Here is an 18,925-nt window from a genome sequence, read left to right as displayed (position 1 = left end):
AGTGCGTTACGAACTCCGTTCTAACACACTCTACAATACCTAATTTCGTTCAAAAATCAAATAGTAATCCTATAGGGCAATTCATGAATTGCCCCTATCGGAAAATATTGGATTAAAAATAAAAGCTTTTTACCCTATAAAAAAGTTCTTACTTCAATCTTGTAGACGAGAAATTACACAGTGCATAACTTTAATTTCATTCACAATTCGATCCAGTTCTATGGATAAGGGAGTTTGTTCTCGAACGGCTTGTAATGTAGAAGTTAATGTCTGGGAATTTGTGGCAATCTCTGATAAACGAGCAGTGTGTAACTGTTCAATTTGGTTGTGAATTACTTCGAGATAGCTATCCAGCGCTGGTAACGCTTGGGGTGGCTGTCGTTGCCCAAGGGCATCTGCTAAGTTTTCCAAAATTTGGATAATGGTATCAGCAAGTAGTTTGAGTTCTGTAAATTGGTACTCGCCGCTAAATTCCCGCTTATGTTCTGCCAGAGTTGTAACCGAACTGAAAAATCCACGAATATATGTTATCAGAGTCATTACAGGTTCGATTTCTCCCTGAATGTGACGCGGTTCGCTGAACAATCGTTGAGCAGAAGCGTTAGCGTTGACGTTCTCTAGTGCCGCTTGATGGCGTAGCATATTTATAGACGTATCCGGTTGTGGATGCAAATAATTAGCAATAACCTGTTGAAAGTATGCAAGATTAGCTCTAATTGTCTTTTCCAGTTGTGCGGGAAGTTGTTGTCGTTCCCAAGTGGGAAAAAGCAAGTAGCTGCCAAGCAATGCTAAGACACCGCCAATTAAGCTATCGACGATCCGCAATACTCCAACTTCCCAGCCACCTGCCTTAATAAGATTGAGGAGTAAAATAATGGCAGGAGTCAGCAAGATAATAAATATGCTGTAGCTTAACGATCGCACCGACATCGCCACAAACACCAGTAACAAAAAACAAACTGCGATCGCTAATGAATTCTTAAGCAGTAAAATCAAACTAATACCAATAATTCCACCCAAAATAGTCCCAATAACTCTTTGTACTGTCGTCTCAGACGTTCCCCCAAAGTTTGGCTTGAGTGCAACTAGCGCTGTTAACGTTATCCAGTAACCTCTGGGTATTGGCAATACTGAGGCAAGTAATTCAGCGAAGGTTACGATCAGCGCGAGGCGCAACGCATGACGAAAGAGGACTGACTCAAAAGTGAAGTTCTGCCGCAGTGTATCAATAATTGTAGTCGGCTCTGACTGGGCTGGGGGAGTAATATCTCGCTGGGTAATACTGCTCTTTTTCCCCTGGATTAAATCTGTTACAACATCAGCATCAGTATGAATTTGCTGTGCTAACTTTGTCAGGCTGGCTGTAATCTTCCTAATGTTGACTACATCGGGATATTCATCTATCTGAACATTTATTGTTTGATTGAAGACTTGAGCGCGGAGAACTTCCCATCGGTGTTCTAGTGCTTCAACTGTCCGATCTAGATCCCCCAAGTGAACTGAGTTTTTTCCTCTAGATATTGCTTCTGATAACATTTGTAGAGCTACTGCCAATTGTTCTATCACTTGCTGAATTTCTTCCTGCAATCGATAAAATAGTTGATGTTCGGATGCGATCGCTAACAGTTCGCTCAGTGCAACAACAGAATTGACAATTTGATTGACATCCTCAATTAATACGAGTAACTGATTTCCCCGCAGGGTAGCTCCTCTTTGCCTAGTCCAAATAGTTGTCCAGACACTACGAGCAGATGTCAAATCCTGGATGACGGTATCTTGAGCTTGTAAAAATTGCCTTGTCCACTCCTGACGCTCATTTGGGTTTACTCCTCTCTGGCTTGCCAAGTTTACAAATTGGCTCAACGAAAGATAACAGTTAGCAACTATCTGCATTGCCGGCACATCAGGACGCACTACCCATAATCCTAATAACAACAAACTTGTCCACGCGCCACCAGCTAGACACAGCACACAGTGCAGGATAAGAGTAGACCAATTAGAAAATGAAGCAAATTTAGCAAGGGAGATGACAAACATGATTGATGTAATCAAGCTGACAGATGCAGCCACATTGCCATAGAGACTTGCTAAACCTGAGATAAATATTACTAAAAAAGTTGTCGGGATGGCTAACCAGAGATGATTACTAACCAAACTGGCGATTAGGAACATCAAAGTTACCCCAATCGTAGCTGCTATCATAGCAGTCGCTCTCTGGCGATAGGCTCCGTCAACATTTACCATTCCAACAAACCAAGCTGCCATTGTAGCGATCGCACTTTCAGCCGCATGATTAGTTATGATGCCAACTCCAATGGGGACACCCAGGATAAAAAGGCTACGCAATCCTGAGAAAATGGCGGGTTTACCTGGCTTGAGTTGAAACTGTTGCAATAACCAACTGAGAGGACGTTTATCTGTAGATTGCATTATTTAAGCTGGCGACTATAAACAAAGCAAATCGCCTCTTACAGCATTTTAAACAAAATCACATCTATGTTAATCCCGTTCAAGGGTATATCGATCGCTTACAGGACGCAGATAAACAAGGGGCAAAATCCCCTTGTTTGAAGGCATCTCGTATAGACACAGTTTCTAAGCGCCTATTTTAGGTTAACTTAGGGACTTCCAGAAAATAAATTATCCAATTTACTCAGATAATATTTTTCTTTCTCCTCCTGCCCCCTGCCCCCTGCTCCCCTGCCTACACAGCGATGGGATATTTTTTTAGTTGGAAGTCCCTTAGAGGATGCCCCAAAAATGGAGTAAACCTTGACCAGAAAAAGCTTCAATCAAAATTGCAGATACAAAACCAATCATTGCAAGACGACCATTCCAATTTTCACTCTGAGGAGTGAAGCCAAAACGCACAGCATTAGGAGCTTCTGAAACAGTAGGTGTAGGATTCTTAAAACCTGTCATAAGTAAAACTCCAAAGTTCAAGTTTTGTAGCAGTTGTAACTATCTGTAAAGTAATGTAACAGATGTTTAAAAAAATGCAACATTGAGTGAATAAAGAAAAGCTGAAGAAAATTGTATGTAACTTGAATTAATTCAATCTGGCGATCGCATTAATGGTGAGTTAAACTGCGTTTGATTAGGGTAAGTTGCATCAGATTATACTTAAGTAGTACTTGAAATTTATGTCAGTATCCATTCACGCTACAGAAAAAGCACTATTAAAGGTTTTTAGTAATGACTTTGCATTTTCCATACCGGCTTATCAGCGTCCTTATGCATGGACAAAAGACCAAGCAAGTGAGTTGTTAACTGATTTGTTGTCTTTTTTAGGAGATGGTTCAGAAGCCGTAGCTGATGCCAACCCTTATTTTTTAGGAAGTATAGTTCTGATTAAAAGTGAAGATGCTCCTAAAGCAGACGTTGTAGATGGTCAGCAACGCCTAACGACTCTCACAATTCTTCTATCTGTTTTACGAAATTTATTCAGTGAAAAGAATGCATCAAAAATTACAAAATATATTTATCAAGAAGGCGATGAGTTTGAAGGAACATCCGATTGTTATCGCCTCAAATTAAGAGAAAGAGATGAAGAGTTTTTTCGTGATTATGTACAATGCGAAAATGGGTTAGATAAACTTCTAAAACTTGATAATTTCCAGTTAAGCGATAGTCAAAAAAATATTAAAATCAATGCAAGTTATTTCTTTGAGCAATTAGGTAAACTTTCTGAACAACAGCGAAGTCGTTTGAGTCACTATTTAATGACGTGCTGTTTCTTAGTAGTTGTTTCTACACCCGATCTTGACTCAGCTTATCGGATATTTTCTATTCTAAATGCGCGTGGTTTAGACCTGACACTCAGTGATTTTCTAAAATCAGAGGTTATTGGAAAAATTGATCAATCTCAACAGGATAAATACACAAGAATCTGGGAAACTGAAGAAGAAGATTTAGGTCGAGAGAAGTTTCAAGAGCTATTCGCCCATATCCGCATGATTGATCGTAAAGCTAAACCGCGTAAGACTGCTCTCAAGGAATTTCGTGAAGATATATTGCCTAAAATAGAGCCACATAAATTTATTGACAAAGTATTAAAGCCTTATTCTGATGCGTTAGAAATTATTAATACGGCAAATTATCGAAGCGATAAAGATGCAGAAACGATTAATTCTTTACTTCGATGGTTGAATCAAATAGATAATTTTGATTGGGTTCCGCCAGCAATTTTATATTTTTCTATAAATAGTCAGAGTCCTGACAAATTAAAACAGTTTTTTACTGATCTTGAGCGATTAGCAGCAGGTTTATTTATTTTACGTGCGGACATTAACGACCGAATCGGACGGTATGCCAAAGTCCTTGACGCTATTGAAAAAGATGCCGATTTATATGCATTTGATTCACCTTTACAGCTAACTTCTCAAGAAATAAATCGAATTATTAAAACCCTTGATGGAGATATATATCTTATTAAGCGAATTAGGCAATATGTTCTTTTGCGCCTTGACTCTGCACTTTCCGAAGGGGAAGCGAGTTACGACTATTCAGTTATTACAGTTGAACACGTACTTCCTCAGAACCCAAGTGTAGGAAGTAAATGGCTTCAGTGGTTTCCCGATGATGAAGAACGTCTTCAGTATGTGCATCGCATAGGTAATTTGGCGTTACTCTCTCGAAATAAGAATTCTGAAGCACAAAACTACGATTTTGATAAAAAGAAAGAAAAGTATTTTGTTAGCAAAAAAGGTATTTCTCCTTTTGTACTGACAACCCAAGTTTTACAACAATCTGAATGGACTCCAGCAGTTATTGAGCAGCGACAAAAGGATTGTTTGGAGAGTCTGAGAAAAATATGGCGGCTGTAAGTGCGATCGCTGGACATCTGCTGGATTTGAAGTTATTTTAAGCTTATACCTGTCCCTTTCCTTCTCCCAAACGTTATTATACACTCTATAATAGAGTTGTAATTTTTACATTATTTGTTAAGAGTTGAATAAGGTTGTATGAAACTAGTTAAAAAGATTTTAGCAATATGTTTTCTATTATTTGGCATTCCCTTTTCTGCGGTGATAATTCTAGAACTTCTCAGTCCCAAAACTCCCGCTAAAGAAAAGGAAAATGATGTAGCTGCCTTAACTATTCTTACTATTCCTTCAACCCTTATAGGAGGCTGGTTGAGTTGGTCTTTAGTGCAGCAGAATCGAAAGGAAAAAGCATTACTTATAGAATCAGAACAAAAGCGTCTTCAGTTAGTGTTCTTAGAATTAATTGAGCAAAATGCTGGCAGAATAACGGTATTACAACTGGCGAAAAATGCTGAAATATCAACCCAGCTAGCTAAACAATATTTAGATGACAAAGCCAAGGAACTTAATGCTGCTTTTGAAGTAAATGAAGAGGGAAATGTTTTGTATCATTTCTCTTGAAACCCTATTAGAGGCTTAACTTAACTTGAATTCGGGTTAAGATATTTTATTTTTATAACTTCTAATATTCCTTAATGGTTGACAGGAATATTTACCCGCATTTCTCACAAGCTTGAGGTGCATGGGAGCAGAGGGGCAGAGGGGAAAAACTCACTACAACTTCTTCCTCCCCTGCTCCCCTGCTCCCCTGCACAAGGCTCTATAGAGATGTGGTGAGAAATCCGGATTTAGTGTTGTATCCGCTACAGTTACCAAAACTGCAACAGTCATGAGATCCCAGGCTGTTCAAGACTATTCTGAGTAAGTGGAAACTTCAAATGTTAGCAACCCCGTCTGAAGAGACAGGGCTTCCACACATACCAAAAGGTTTTGAACTGATACACAAATTTAGTGTGAGGATTTAGCCATGTCTTACCCGATTCCATCCAAAATGTGGCAACGAGTCAGTATTGTAACACTGTTATTATTAATACCTTCAGTAGGAATTGCTGTTTTACGTCAGTCTGCTACAGTTGCGGTTCCAGGCAATCAGACTCTTCTCAGTTCTACTCCAACAACCTCCATTTTACCCAATCACCCTGACTACAAAGCACTCCAGGCATTTGTACAAAAGTATAGTTGTGTTGTCTCTCTTCAAAACTTTGGTAATGTTCCGATAACCCGGACTGCGTTTGCCACAGTCTTGAATGCCTGTATGAATCGGAGCAATGAGCTAATAGCGACTGACCCCAAGATAGTGACCGAAGCAGATATGAAAACTTTGCAACGGTTGCAGTCCGAATTCGCACCAGAGTTAGCAACCCTAAGAAGTCAGATAGATGAATTGGAAGCTCCGATTCAGGCTCCCAGAGAACGTACTCAAGCCGATTCTACCCGAAAGACTCAACCCTCACCTGCGGTTCCATCCCTTAGTATTCCGTCTGGTTCATCTGTGCAGAATCAAGTTGTTAACCGTGCATACATGCCTAAAATCCGAGCTGGTGGAACTAGGGGAGTAGTTGCCCCTGAGCCACAAACAGTTAGGAGATTCAATACGGAGAACTACAACCGAATTGAGGATAATCCTTTTCATCGCGTTGGTAATGACCCTCTTTCGACCTTTTCTATTGATGTAGATACAGCATCCTACAGCAACGTGCGACGATTTATTACTCAAGGGGAATTACCACCCAAGGATGCAGTGCGAATTGAAGAACTGATTAACTATTTTACCTATAATTATCCCCAACCAAAAGGTCAACGCCCTTTTTCTGTAACCACTGAAGTTGCTGCTGCTCCCTGGAATCCTCAACACAAGCTGGTACAGGTGGGTTTGCAAGGTAAACGCCTAGAGAGTGAAACCTTACCACCCAGTAATTTAGTATTTCTGATTGATGTCTCCGGTTCTATGAATGACCCCAACAAATTGCCGTTGGTGCAACAGTCATTGAAATTGCTGGTAAATAAACTGCGTCCTGAAGATCGGGTAAGTTTAGTAGTCTATGCTGGAAATGCTGGAGTGGTTTTACCTGCTACACCTGGTAGTCAGAAATCAACAATTCTGGCAGCGATTGACCGCTTGGAGGCTGGAGGTTCAACTGCTGGCGGTCAAGGCATTGAACTAGCTTATAAAATAGCTAAACAAAACTTCCTCAAGTCTGGTAATAATAGAGTCATTTTAGCTACCGATGGAGATTTTAATGTCGGGGTTTCCAGCGATGGCGAACTGACGCGATTAATTGAACAGAAGCGAGAACAGGGAATTTTTCTGACAGTGTTGGGATTTGGCACTGGTAATTATAAGGACGGGAAAATGGAACAATTGGCTGATAAGGGTAACGGCAATTATGCTTACATCGATACCCTATTGGAAGCCAAAAAGGTTTTAGTTAACGATTTGAGGGGAACTCTGTTTACCATTGCCAAAGATGTGAAAATTCAAGTGGAGTTTAATCCGGCAAAAGTTCAGGCATATCGCTTGATTGGTTACGAAAACCGCTTGCTGCAAAACCAGGATTTTAATGACGATAAGAAAGATGCAGGAGATATTGGGGCTGGTCATTCTGTGACGGCGCTTTATGAAATAATTCCTACTGGAACGAAGAGTGATGTGAAACTGCCGGAGGTAGACCCATTGCGGTATCAGCGTTCTGGTGAAACTGCGCCCGATGCTGCTGGTAATGAGTTGATGCAGGTGAAACTGCGTTATAAATTGCCCCAGGACAGCATTAGTCAACTAATTTCCCAAACCATTCAAGATGATGATTTGAGAAGCGACCAGATACCCTCTACAAACCTGAGATTTGCTGCTGCGGTAGCTACTTTTGGGATGGTGTTGCGTGACTCTGAGTATAAGGGCAATGCTAACTATGATTTGGTGATGAAATTGGCTACTCAGGCGAAGGGGGAAGACCAAGAGGGCTATCGGGATGAGTTTATTCGCTTGGTAGAACAATCTAGGGGGTTGATTACCAGGAAATGATTTTGATTAGAAGACGGTACGAAAAGGCGTTTTAAAACCTATATCAAAAGAGCGATCGCTAACAAGTATACCGCAGGCGATCGCTCTTCACTATATAAAGGAGCTTTTACGGTTGAATCCGAAGTGTTAACACCACTGTACTGGTGAGAGTCTGGGAAGGTAGCCAAGCTAAAAGCGATCGCTTAATTAATTCAATCACAGTCTGTTCCTTCAAGGATGAAGTCTGTTCATCCAGCAACAACTGTCTCACCCGTCCCTGGTTCAGTTGGAATTCAAACACCAAATCACCACCGAAACCTCTAGGGAGTTGAATTGCTTGCAAGTATTGAGTCAGCAAAGAAATCATCTGCTGATTCAATCCCGTCACGCTCACAACCTGTAAATGAGGGACAGAAGATTCTTCTTTCCGTAAGGTTTTTAAATCTTCCAATTGTGGCATCGAGCTTTCGGGAATTAATAACAGGCTATCAAGATTACTAGAATCTTCAGCATATCCAAGTTCAATTTCTGACAATGACTCCATCTCTTCAAACCGTTGCATCGGTTTTGCTGGTGCAGACATTGGGGATGGTGGTGGTAATACAGACATTGGAGATGGTAAGGGTGGTGCAGATTGTTTCTTTGCTTCCTGGCGATTCCTTGCCATTCCACCCCCAGGAGCAGCACCAAAACTGACGTTACTAAAAATACCTTCATAGCTGATTGCTTCAGGGATTTCTACAGGTACTTGCACAGATATAGAATCCTGCTTAGGATTGACTCTGATATCATCACTAACGGCAACAAAAGCCGTATATTGCGATAACAGTTGATAAGTCAGAGCCGTATCTGTCACCGCTTCTACACCTGCCTTTGTGTCGCCACTCACCATTTGATTCATTAAATCCTTGATGCGGGAACGTCCCCAAAGTTGAGCGATAGCGGGATTACCTGTTTGTGGAAAATTCAGGTGAAAAGTGTGCTGATAACGCTTACCACCCGCAGCAATGCCGGTAACGTGCAACTTTCCAGAATGCGCGTCTGGTTTGCGTCCAAATAACACTAACGGTTGCTCTGCAAATAAATCTGGTGGTGTCGAAGGATACATGATTGGAGATTCACCATCACCTTCCCATTGCAATTGAATATTGGCGAGGACTGGATTATTGATTTGGCGGAAGAATTTTTCTACTACTTCATCTACAGGTTCATCATGGCGAATAATCCGAGCAATACCCCGTCCTAATTCTGCAATCCGATTGAGTAAGAAACGATTCACCGAACTACCTGCACCAAAGCTATGAAGGCGGGTTCCTGGCTGGAGGCGCTGTTTAACTTCTGCTAAAATTTGGTTTTCGTTACCGATATAGCCATCAGTTAGTAAAACAATATTTCGCAAGCGTCCCGGATTTGTGGCTTTTAAATTTAAGACGGTGCGAATACCACCTAACATCTCGGTTCCACCGCCAGCGTTTAACCGATTGATATAGTTGATTGCTAATAAACGATTTTGGAAAGTATTGGCGAGGGGAACGGGTGAGAGTTGCTGTGTAGTATCGGAAAAATCAATAATGCTAAAGGTATCGTCGGGATTGAGTCCATTGATAAAACGGCGCATCAATTCCTGACATTGCATCAGTGGTTCGCCGCTTTGAGAACCGGAGGAGTCGATGAGAAACACCATATCTTTGGCGACAATCTCATCAGGACGATATTCAACGGCGGGAATCATGTATAAAGCGAAGTGTCCACCCCGTTCATCGGCTTGAGTAAGCGTAGTTGTTTGGGTGTTATTACTGCTAACTTGGTAGCGTAAAATTAGGTCTTTGTTGGGTATTGTGTCTCCACCACCTAACTTGACATTCACTAACTGTCCTTCACGGATGATTTGGATTTGGTGAGAGGGTGAGTTAATATCTTGAATCTCAACGCCAGCATTAATTTCTATAGTGACATTAATATCATGACTGGAGCGCATTCCATCTGGCAAAATGGGAGCGTTTAAGCGGGAAGCATCTGGAACTAAATCGGTATCTTGATTTAAAGTCATGGGTGCAATGGCTGAACCACCCCCAGCAGCATTTTCTTCGATGGTGATTCCGGGAATGTAACGGGGGCCAACAACCATTGGGAAAACAAATTCGTAATTTCCCCCCTCAAATTTTAGGCTGTCACTGTAGCAAATAATCACATCGATTTGTTCGCCTGGTTTGATGTTTGCCAGAGATTGGGTGAAGATATTGTCTCGTTCTTGTTCGAGGAGTCCGGCTGTCTGTCCTTGTTTTCTGGCTTGTTCGTAGATGGCTAAAGCTTCTTGACGTTTTTTGATGCTGCCTTGAATTGTGCGATCGCCTATGCGAATCAGCATATCATCAACGGCGGCTTCATCGGGTAAGGGGAAAATATAAACGGCTTCTAGGGTTGTGGTAAAGGGATTTTCAAAACTTTGGGTAACTTCCACCCGTGAGATATTGCCGGCAATTTTGGCTTTTACTTCGGTGTGTTTGAGGGGAAAGGCAATCTGTTGGCTAGAGTTTTGCAGATATAAGCCACTGGGTTGTTGTTCTAGGGTTTGAGTCATAATCTTTACCTGACACTTTTGTTTGCTGCCTCTAGCGTAGGCGGGTTTTTCTGGGAGATATGCTCAGTTTTATGCTCACCTGATGCTCAGTGATGGGTTTAGAGCGAAATAATGTTTTTCGTTGGAAGATATACTAAAAATGTCAGTGTAGTGCAACAAGGCAAAAGTAGTAAAGGATTTGTAGCTCATTATGACGAATACATCTACCTACTATGTTGTTGCTCCCATCGATGGACTTCACTTAGACTTCGACTATAGGATGTACTCTGCGGAAGTCTACGGTTGTCCACCTAACTATATTCCTAATCCAAAAGGTTGTTCAGAATTTCGCCAACCTTATGAATACTTAGGAAGTTTTACATTTAAGCAATACAAGCAACTTAGCGAAGAGTGGAAGATTGATGACAAGACGTTACATAACTTAGAACAGTTTCCAAATCGTAAGTTACGAGACTTTACCTGTATCGCACTTGAAATAGAACTTGACAGAACAGATTACACTTCTGTTGAAGACGAGGCCATAAACAACTCACTATTCCAGCACATTATCAACAGAGGAGAACAGTTTCTAGATGTCTGGCGATTATGTTTATTTAAACCTGGTGAAGATTTCAGCATTGGCAGTTTTGGTGCTATCGGTAATGGTGTTCAGTGTTTTTGGTTAGGGAAAAATGATATTGCTCCTAAATTTATCGCTCGAAAAATATCACGATATCAATTAGTTCAACAACCTGTTGACGTAGTGCTTTCAAAATTTGGTACTATATATGCTGACATTACGTTTAGAAGTCTTTGTACTGCTGCATTTACTTATCCTTCCAATCCAGAGATTATAAATCGTTTATTTGATGCCTTACGTGCATTTCGAGAAAGTCGTGATATTTCTAATTGGGAAGCAAGGTTTAGGCATCTTGCTGCTATAGCAGAGTCTTTAGCACGAAAATATGATAAAGAGCGTTTACAAGGAAAGGAACTCAGAGAGAGAATAGCCAAAATTTCTACACATGGATGGGAGCTTTACGAGCATTATAGTTCAAGCGTGTTGACTCCTTCAGGCTTGCAGAGGGAGCAATACAAATTAATAAGAAAAAGATATCAAGAGATCGGATGGAATGATGAAGATGAAGCAAAAGATATAATAAAAGATTTGTGGGATAACGTTCGTAATTATCTTGCACATACTGTTAATACAGTAACTTCACTTCAGCGAGATCCGGTAAAAGACATGGCTAATATGGAGAGAGTTATAGTTACCATGATTAATGGGATACATACAGCATATCAAGTTCAAGAGTTTTATGTTGGATCTATATATGATATTCTTATTGATAACAAATAGCTAAAACTGTAAACCACAATAGATAAATAGGCTAAATTAGCATTTTATTGTTCCATTCTTAGTTCTGCTTTAGGAGTTGAAAGATGAAGGCTCACAAGATAGAAATCGTGTTAACTGAAGATGGAACTCTGACTCTACAGGGTTTACCTTTTTATGCAGGGGACGCTGTAGAAGTGATTATTCTGGAAGTGAAAACTCCAGATAACCAAGTGGCACTAAAATCCCAATCAGATACAAATCTTTATTCTTTGCACAATACACAGCCATACCTTTATGAAAATCCATTTTAATAAAAATAAGAATACTATGCTAAAACAAAATCTTTGAAAAAATAAGATGAAATTAAATTATATTAAATAAAGAAAAAATATTTGCCGCTTCAATATGGAATTTATACTTTTTTCGTAGGTACAATTGGTTTATTAGAATTGTTTGAAACTCATTCCCAGATCCCCAACTTATCAAAAAAGTCGGAATCTAAACGATAGATGTATGTCAAACTCGCTGAAAGCATCAACAGCAGGACTAGCAATTGTAGACAAATCCCGTCAACGTCTAGGTTGGACAAAAACTAGCACCGCGCGTTGGTGGCAAGATGCCCATACCTCTAAAGCTACTTTACGCCGATTTTGGCAAGGCGATCGCATTCAGCGAGAAATTTTCATCGCCATCTGTCAAGCTGTTGGTATTCTCAACTGGGAAGCGATCGCAGATTCATCTAATGCAGATTTAGAATCGATTGCAGATATCACTACGCCTTACCTAGAACGCAATGAAGCACCCGATATCGAAAGCTTTTATGGACGAAATCAGGAATTGGCGCAGTTAGAAGCATGGATAACTAGCCAAAACTGTAAATTAATCACCATTAACGGTATCGCTGGTATTGGCAAAACCGCCCTGGCACTGGCTTTAGTAGACCGCATTCAGTCAAAATTTGATTGTTTAATTTGGAAGTCTCTGCAAACTTCCCCATCTCTCATTTCCCTGCTGAATAGCTTACTAAACTCCTTTGAGCAAGGCGTTGTCCAAAATATTCAACAAGGTACTGCACAACTCATCCAGCAGTTACAAAAACGTCGCTGTCTGTTGATATTGGATGGATTCGAGGCTACTTTCTCCCAGCCAGAAGACCTCAGCTATGGTCAATTTATCCAACAATTAAGTCGGGAACGGCATCAAAGTTGTATTCTGATTAGCAGCCGTGAACAGATAAACACTGGTGAAATTAATACCAAAACATTTCGCTGTTTAAATCTCAAAGGATTGCAAAAAATAGAGGCTGTAGAATTATTACAATCAAGGGGATTGACAGGCAAGGAACTGGGGTTATCAGTTTTAATTCAACTTTATCGCGGTAATCCCTTAGCGCTGAAACTAGTCACACCATTGATTCAGTCTGTATTTGCTGGGAATGTTGCCGCTTTTCTGAGTCACCATACTCTAATTGTAGGCGATCGCTTACGTGTGATTCTCAAACAGCAATTTGAGCAACTTTCTGGCTTAGAGCAAGATATTCTCTACTGGCTGGCTATTTGGCAAGAACCTGTCTCATTCTCTCGATTGCAAACCCATTTGCTGATATCCGTTGACCCAGCGATGGTTTTAGAGGGCATTATGGCCTTAGAAAGGCGATCGCTTTTAGAAAAATGGGTCAGCGATTATGAACCCTCATTTACATTGCAACCCCTGATAATGAAAGTGGTTACAGATGAATTGGTAGAACAAACTGCTCAAGAGATTCATCAAGTTGTGCAGAGTCATGATATTCGCCATTTTCAAATATTGCGAACCCATTGGTTGCTACGACCGGGTACTGACGATATTGCAGGCGATCGCATTTTAACTCAACTTTGGAAAAAGCTTTGGCACTTGTATGGTGCAACTCTTCCACAAATGCTTAATCAGATTCTGTTGTTGTTAAAGGATCAATCTCCTTTGGCAATGGGTTACATCGGCGGCAATTTAGCCATCCTCTCAGGAATAGACTCGTTAGAGACTTCCAAAGAATAAATTTTCCGCAATGGCTATTGTAAGTGCGATCGCTAATCTTAATAGATAGAAACAGCTAAACACTAATGATTTACCTGTTTCTATCTGTGATTATTTGATGCTAATACCTGGGAATTAAACCATTAAGCTTGTTGTATTCCCGGATTACCGTCTTCAACCACAAATGAAGCCCGTTTACTAATTGTGCCAGACGGGGTTGTGACGTTTGACAAAACCAAATAGTCTGTCTTGCAGGTTGTGGAAGTTAGCCCACAGCGAACATACCCCCGTTGACCGTTAAAGAACTTAATGTGTGGGTTTTCAGGTAAGTAAGCTTGAACATTTGGATTAGTATCTGCCCCATCTCCACCGGAGGTTATTGAGGTACAGACGAATTCACTCCCGACTACAGAAGATTCTGGGTTATTAAAGTCAGCCTTTAAATTTATTGCCCAGTTAGAATGGACATCGCCTGATAATACTACTGGATTAGATGGTTTGCGCTGTTCTAAGAAACGCAAAAGGCGATCGCGCGAAGCCACATAACCATCCCACTTATCCATACTGTAGGTTTCGCCAGCCCCTGCTTTTGTGTCTATCTGAGCAACTATAACTTGCTGTGCCAAAACGTTCCACTTAGCCTGTGAGCGATCTAAACCATCATATAGCCAATCTTCCTGACGCTTACCAGTAATGGTTCCATTGGGATCTTCTCCACAAGGACGTTGTTTAGTACCATCACCACAGGGCTGATCGGTGCGATATTGACGGGTATCTAAGACATGGAAGGTGGCTAAGTTACCAAAGGAAAGGCGACGGTAAAGTTGCATATCGGGGCCAACGGGACGCGAAAAGGGGCGCAGTGGCATGTGTTCGTAGTAAGCCTGATAAGCAACAGCCCGTCGTTGGAGGAAAATTGCCGGATCTTGATCTGGTTCAGTATCAATTTCTGAAATATAGTTGGCGTAGTTGTTTTCTACTTCGTGGTCATCCCAGGTAACAATCCAAGGAAATGCTGCATGGGCTGCTTGCAGATTGGTATCGGTTTTATAAAGGGCGTGACGGTTGCGATAATCTTCTAAACTCAAAATTTCTGCACTGTTGTGCTTTCTGGGGCGATTGTTTGAGATTCCGCCTTCGTAGATGTAATCGCCAACATGAACTACTAGATCGAGGTCATCTTGAGCTAAATATTTGTAAGCAGTATAATATCCTTGCTCATAGTGTTGGCAAGAAACAAGGGCAAAGTTCAATTTGTTTAAATAGCTATTTGCTAAAGGTGCTGTACGAGTGCGACCAATAGGGCTAGCATCTTGACCAACAAGAAAGCGATACCAGTACCAAGTATCAGATTGTAATCCTTCTACCACAACTCGCACTGAGTGAGCTAATTCTGGGGTTGCAAGTACCGTACCCCTAGAGACAATCCGCCTCATATCAGGATCGGTTGCTACTTCCCAGCGAATTGGCACATTTACAGGTGGCATTCCACCTCCCTCTAAGGGTTCAGGAGCGAGACGAGTCCAAATCACTACGCTGGTAGAATCGGGATCGCCCGATGCGACACCCAAAGTAAAAGGATAATTGGAAAATCTAGTTTTGGCGATCGCTCTTTGATGAGAAAATTGGTTAGCGATCGCTAAACCAGACAATGCCCCAGCACCGATAATTAAGTTGCGTCGTTTCATTCGACTATGCAGGAAGCGCTCAAAATTCTGATAATCTACCATTTTTCTCTCCTGAGTAACAGGTAAGTTCAACCACAGCAACAGCTAACACATAGAAAGCAAGGTAATTGTAGGCAAGCTTCGTAATTAATTCCCTTACCAGAAATCAGGTTTTAATTCCCAATTTTCCTCTTAGTGTCAATGTGTTAGATGTCATGTTTATACAGAAAAGCCTACTAAGAATAGATTAATTCTTGGCAAAGAAAGCGTTAACGTTTAACTTAACTAAGTTAAACGTTAACCTTTTTGATTGATGCTATTTTTCGCTTCCTCATCAAGCCAAGACCACAAGCAAAGAGAACGCCAACTAAAGGTGTAGATTCAGGTACTTGTCTATATGAAACTTTGCCTGATATGGGTACAATATCTGAAGAAGTTCTAGAGAAAGCTGTAAAATCCTCACCGACAATTTCGTAACTAAGAGAATCACCAGAATTGGATTTATCGTTGAAGAGATAATCTAATGCAAAAGAGGTTTCTCCTGTTAAAGATGTGGTTTGAAATACAACAGGAAAGTCTGGATAATTGTTGTCATCTTGTTCTGTATAGACGGTAGAATCACCGTCAAATTGAAAAGAGAGTGACTGAATCGTAGCTTCGGGAGTATTGTCATTACTCAAAGTTGAGTCATCAAAGCTAAAAAAGCCATTCCCCTTAGTTGCAGAACTATCAACAGTGAAAGCGTAATTAATAATTGCAGCAGATACAGATTGTGCATCTACAATAGCAAAGCTTAAAGTTATACTAGCGGCAGCAAGCGCTAATTTTGAAACTATTTTCATCTCAATTTTCCTTACAATAAACTTTTGTCAGCAATGCACACTCAAAGTTATAGAAATAGTTTGTGCCTAACTCCCCTATTTCCTCAACAAGGATTTATACCTGATTAAAACAGTGATATAAATCAATGATTTTCCTCTTTTTAATAAAGAGAAATAAGCCTCCAAATAATTGGATGCACCTTATATTAAAATCGTGAGTTTAAGCAGACTTTAATTAGAGGTAAAATAACATGAAATTAATAATGCCTCTGGCACGCCAAAGGCGAACGCGGCTATACAAACAAAACCCACTTTCGTGGGTTTCAAATTCTTAGAGTCCGCGCAGGCGGACTTCGTTTGTGTAGCCGTGATTTCTAATCGCCTGGTATATTTGCTCAATCTCTTATTCTTCTAACATTTTGAAGAATCGAGTAAAGTAATCTGGAAAAGTTTTCGCTGTACAGCCAGGATCTTTAATTACAATTCCTGGAACCTTTAAACCAGTAACAGCAAAAGCCATTGCCATGCGATGATCGTGATAGGTTTGAATCTCCGCCGGGGTAATGGGGCCAGGCTCAATTTTTAGTCTATCGGGAAATTCTTCAACCTGAATCCCTAACCGACGTAACTCTGTTACTACTGCTCGAATTCGGTCGGTTTCCTTATATCGAATATGTTCCACATTACGAATAGTAATCGGTGAACTAGCAAAGGGTGCGATCGCACCTAATGTTTGTACTAAATCCGATATATCATTCATATCAATATCGATGCCTTGCAATTGCTTCGGCCCCGTCACTTCGGTGTAATCATCCGAAGCCTTAATTTGGCAACCCATCTGTTCTAAAACATCTAGCCAGAGAATATCACCCTGACATGATTGTTTGGTCAAATGTTTGACGCGCACCCGTCCACCGGTGACAGCGGCGGCGGCAAAGAAGTAAGAAGCATTTGAGGCATCGGGTTCTACAGTATAATGTCTACCTTGGTAACGTTGACCTGCTTTAATTTGAAATTGATTATCGCCAATTTGATTCACCTCTACGCCAAAATCTGCCATTAAACGGCAGGTCATCTTAACGTAAGATTGAGAAACTAAGGTTCCCTCAACTTCAATATTCGTATCTTGTTGAGCATAAGGCGCAATCATCAGCAGTGCCGAAAGTTGCTGACTTGTTTGGTTTGCTTTCAAACTAAAATTTCCGCCAGCAAATCCTTTGCTATAGACGGTGTAGGGCATAAACCCTGAGTTTCCTTCAAAGTTAACGGTTGCTCCTCCCGTTTGCAGCACCGTCAACATATCACCCATCGGTCGTTCTCGCATTCGGGGAACGCCATCTAGACGATATTCACCGTTACCTAGTGCCACTAACGCCGAAATAAACCGTGCTGCTGTACCTGCCAAACCCACAAATAAATCTGCCTGTTTAGCTGGAATATCACCTCCTCTTCCCGCAACTTGAATCTGTGCCTGATGAGGATTCAAAGTAATGGGAATGCCTAATTGCTCTACGCATTTGACAAAATATTCGCTGTCTTCACTAAATAAGGCATTTTCTAAAATGGAGTCACCTTGCGCCAAAGCCGCAACAAGCAATGCCCGATTAGTAAGACTTTTAGAACCGGGAATTTCTACCGTGGCATCCACTGGCCGATTTAGAGCAGGAATTGCAATGGTATCCACGTTAAACCTCCAAGTAGGCGGTTAGCTACAACTTTATATATTGCCATATTGTCAAGCAATTAAATTTTAGATTTTAGATTTCATCACAAGAGCATTAACCAATCCCCAATCCCCAATACTTCATAGTTGAATGAAAAATTTGCTCTTACTTTTGGGAATACTTGATTTATTCCCTTGAATAATCTAGAACTTAGGCATTATTAATATGAAACGGATTAAACCATTCCTATATTTTCTAGCCCTTTCTTTACCTTTGGGGTTGCTTTCTGCTTTAACAACACAGGTACAGGCTCAGTCATACCATCCCAATAAAACTTGGCAAATTAGTCAAGCATTTAAGCCCCCGCAGCGAGGAAAACCTCCTGCAAGTGCTGGTGGCTCTACTCGCGGCGGCTCTTGCCTAATAGGGAAAAAACTAATAACTCCCTTAATACCTCAAGATAAATTAGGGCTGACATTTGCTCAACGTCCAACATTTTTCTGGTATGTACCTCCATCTCAAGTTAAAACAGCTAAGTTTGCGCTGCTAGCTGAAGACCAGAGTGTATTTTATGAAACATCTTTTACACTTTCCGATAAACCCGGAATTATTAGCTTCAAACTTCCTGAGAGTTCCCCCGGACTTACTGTAGGTAAAACTTATCACTGGTATCTAACAATTGTTTGTAATACTCAAGACTCCAGTGGAAATCCGACTGTAGATGGTTGGGTGGAACGCACTCAACCAGACTCATCGTTGTCGCAAGCTTTAGCAAAGGCAAATTTGTACAAGTTGCCCACTATCTATGCCGAAGCAGGGATTTGGCATGAAGCGCTGACTAGTTTGGTACAGCTACGCCGAACTGAGCCAAATAATTTTAAAGCGAGGCTAGATTGGAGACAATTTTTGAAATCAGTTGGCTTAAGTGCGATCGCATCAGAACCATTAATCGATTGTTGCACATCTACTAAAGCAGGGCATTGAGCCGAGGGAGTCCAATACTCACCTCTTGTACAGACGCGATTCATCGCGTC

Annotated in this window: 13 protein-coding genes; 7 read left to right on the top strand and 6 right to left on the bottom strand. The window is 40.9% G+C overall.

Annotated elements, in window-relative coordinates; translation table 11 throughout:
* Positions 1-153: 153 nt before the first annotated feature.
* Together RMZ41_RS07660 and RMZ41_RS07655 are read right to left on the bottom strand one after the other, a co-directional pair.
* Positions 154-2,430, bottom strand: a complete 2,277-nt coding sequence (locus RMZ41_RS07660) for an FUSC family protein (RefSeq protein WP_322645378.1) — start codon at positions 2,428-2,430, stop codon at positions 154-156.
* A gap of 312 nt (positions 2,431-2,742) precedes the next feature.
* Positions 2,743-2,922 (bottom strand): high light inducible protein, encoded by a 180-nt coding sequence (locus RMZ41_RS07655; protein WP_322645379.1) that lies wholly within the window; start codon positions 2,920-2,922, stop codon positions 2,743-2,745.
* A 221-nt stretch (positions 2,923-3,143) separates the two neighbouring features.
* Here RMZ41_RS07655 and RMZ41_RS07650 point away from each other — a divergent pair, with 221 nt between their 5' ends.
* The 3 genes from RMZ41_RS07650 to RMZ41_RS07640 all read left to right on the top strand — a co-directional run bounded on the left by RMZ41_RS07650 (position 3,144) and on the right by RMZ41_RS07640 (position 7,848).
* Complete coding sequence (locus RMZ41_RS07650) at positions 3,144-4,826, top strand: DUF262 domain-containing HNH endonuclease family protein (RefSeq protein WP_322645380.1); 1,683 nt, start codon at positions 3,144-3,146, stop codon at positions 4,824-4,826.
* Between the two features lie 138 nt (positions 4,827-4,964).
* Positions 4,965-5,387, top strand: a complete 423-nt coding sequence (locus tag RMZ41_RS07645) for a hypothetical protein (protein WP_322645381.1) — start codon at positions 4,965-4,967, stop codon at positions 5,385-5,387.
* A 406-nt stretch (positions 5,388-5,793) separates the two neighbouring features.
* Positions 5,794-7,848 carry a vWA domain-containing protein gene (locus RMZ41_RS07640; RefSeq protein WP_322645382.1) on the top strand — a complete coding sequence of 685 codons (2,055 nt, stop codon included), beginning with the start codon at positions 5,794-5,796 and terminating at the stop codon, positions 7,846-7,848.
* Positions 7,849-7,954: 106 nt separating this feature from the next.
* Here RMZ41_RS07640 and RMZ41_RS07635 read toward each other — a convergent pair whose 3' ends face one another.
* Positions 7,955-10,408: a VIT domain-containing protein gene (locus tag RMZ41_RS07635; RefSeq protein ID WP_322645383.1), complete on the bottom strand. Its 2,454-nt coding sequence runs from the start codon at positions 10,406-10,408 to the stop codon at positions 7,955-7,957.
* A gap of 190 nt (positions 10,409-10,598) precedes the next feature.
* Here RMZ41_RS07635 and RMZ41_RS07630 point away from each other — a divergent pair, with 190 nt between their 5' ends.
* From RMZ41_RS07630 to RMZ41_RS07620, 3 genes are all read left to right on the top strand, one after another.
* Positions 10,599-11,747, top strand: coding sequence for a hypothetical protein (locus RMZ41_RS07630; RefSeq protein ID WP_322645384.1), 1,149 nt, complete (start codon positions 10,599-10,601; stop codon positions 11,745-11,747).
* Between the two features lie 83 nt (positions 11,748-11,830).
* Positions 11,831-12,037, top strand: coding sequence for a hypothetical protein (locus RMZ41_RS07625; protein ID WP_322645385.1), 207 nt, complete (start codon positions 11,831-11,833; stop codon positions 12,035-12,037).
* Positions 12,038-12,239: 202 nt separating this feature from the next.
* A complete protein-coding gene (locus tag RMZ41_RS07620; protein WP_322645386.1) occupies positions 12,240-13,760 on the top strand; it encodes an NB-ARC domain-containing protein in 1,521 nt (506 codons plus the stop codon).
* 122 nt (positions 13,761-13,882) lie between these two features.
* Here the strand turns inward: RMZ41_RS07620 and RMZ41_RS07615 are convergent, their stop codons facing one another.
* From RMZ41_RS07615 to aroA, 3 genes are all read right to left on the bottom strand, one after another.
* On the bottom strand, positions 13,883-15,469 hold the full coding sequence (locus RMZ41_RS07615; RefSeq protein WP_322645387.1) for an alkaline phosphatase: 1,587 nt from the start codon (positions 15,467-15,469) through the stop codon (positions 13,883-13,885).
* A gap of 227 nt (positions 15,470-15,696) precedes the next feature.
* Positions 15,697-16,248 carry a PEP-CTERM sorting domain-containing protein gene (locus RMZ41_RS07610; protein WP_322645388.1) on the bottom strand — a complete coding sequence of 184 codons (552 nt, stop codon included), beginning with the start codon at positions 16,246-16,248 and terminating at the stop codon, positions 15,697-15,699.
* Between the two features lie 382 nt (positions 16,249-16,630).
* A complete protein-coding gene (aroA, locus tag RMZ41_RS07605) occupies positions 16,631-17,911 on the bottom strand; it encodes a 3-phosphoshikimate 1-carboxyvinyltransferase (protein WP_322645389.1) in 1,281 nt (426 codons plus the stop codon).
* A gap of 205 nt (positions 17,912-18,116) precedes the next feature.
* On the opposite strand from aroA, the gene RMZ41_RS07600 reads away from it, so the two are divergent.
* Positions 18,117-18,875: a DUF928 domain-containing protein gene (locus tag RMZ41_RS07600; protein ID WP_322645390.1), complete on the top strand. Its 759-nt coding sequence runs from the start codon at positions 18,117-18,119 to the stop codon at positions 18,873-18,875.
* The last annotated feature ends 50 nt before the right edge of the window (positions 18,876-18,925 follow it).

This window comes from Nostoc sp. DedVER02 (assembly GCF_034530675.2).
Classification (GTDB): domain Bacteria; phylum Cyanobacteriota; class Cyanobacteriia; order Cyanobacteriales; family Nostocaceae; genus Nostoc.
The sequence above is the reverse complement of the archived record's forward strand: the minus strand, read 5'-3'. Positions and strand labels throughout refer to the sequence as shown.

Excerpts from the sequence above, each read along its gene's own strand:
- RMZ41_RS07660 (WP_322645378.1), bottom strand. The coding sequence starts at position 2,430 with ATGCAATCTACAGATAAACGTCCTCTCAGTTGGTTATTGCAACAGTTT.
- RMZ41_RS07655 (WP_322645379.1), bottom strand. The coding sequence starts at position 2,922 with ATGACAGGTTTTAAGAATCCTACACCTACTGTTTCAGAAGCTCCTAAT.
- RMZ41_RS07650 (WP_322645380.1), top strand. The coding sequence starts at position 3,144 with ATGTCAGTATCCATTCACGCTACAGAAAAAGCACTATTAAAGGTTTTT.
- RMZ41_RS07645 (WP_322645381.1), top strand. The coding sequence starts at position 4,965 with ATGAAACTAGTTAAAAAGATTTTAGCAATATGTTTTCTATTATTTGGC.
- RMZ41_RS07640 (WP_322645382.1), top strand. The coding sequence starts at position 5,794 with ATGTCTTACCCGATTCCATCCAAAATGTGGCAACGAGTCAGTATTGTA.
- RMZ41_RS07635 (WP_322645383.1), bottom strand. The coding sequence starts at position 10,408 with ATGACTCAAACCCTAGAACAACAACCCAGTGGCTTATATCTGCAAAAC.
- RMZ41_RS07630 (WP_322645384.1), top strand. The coding sequence starts at position 10,599 with ATGACGAATACATCTACCTACTATGTTGTTGCTCCCATCGATGGACTT.
- RMZ41_RS07625 (WP_322645385.1), top strand. The coding sequence starts at position 11,831 with ATGAAGGCTCACAAGATAGAAATCGTGTTAACTGAAGATGGAACTCTG.
- RMZ41_RS07620 (WP_322645386.1), top strand. The coding sequence starts at position 12,240 with ATGTCAAACTCGCTGAAAGCATCAACAGCAGGACTAGCAATTGTAGAC.
- RMZ41_RS07615 (WP_322645387.1), bottom strand. The coding sequence starts at position 15,469 with ATGGTAGATTATCAGAATTTTGAGCGCTTCCTGCATAGTCGAATGAAA.
- RMZ41_RS07610 (WP_322645388.1), bottom strand. The coding sequence starts at position 16,248 with ATGAAAATAGTTTCAAAATTAGCGCTTGCTGCCGCTAGTATAACTTTA.
- RMZ41_RS07600 (WP_322645390.1), top strand. The coding sequence starts at position 18,117 with ATGAAACGGATTAAACCATTCCTATATTTTCTAGCCCTTTCTTTACCT.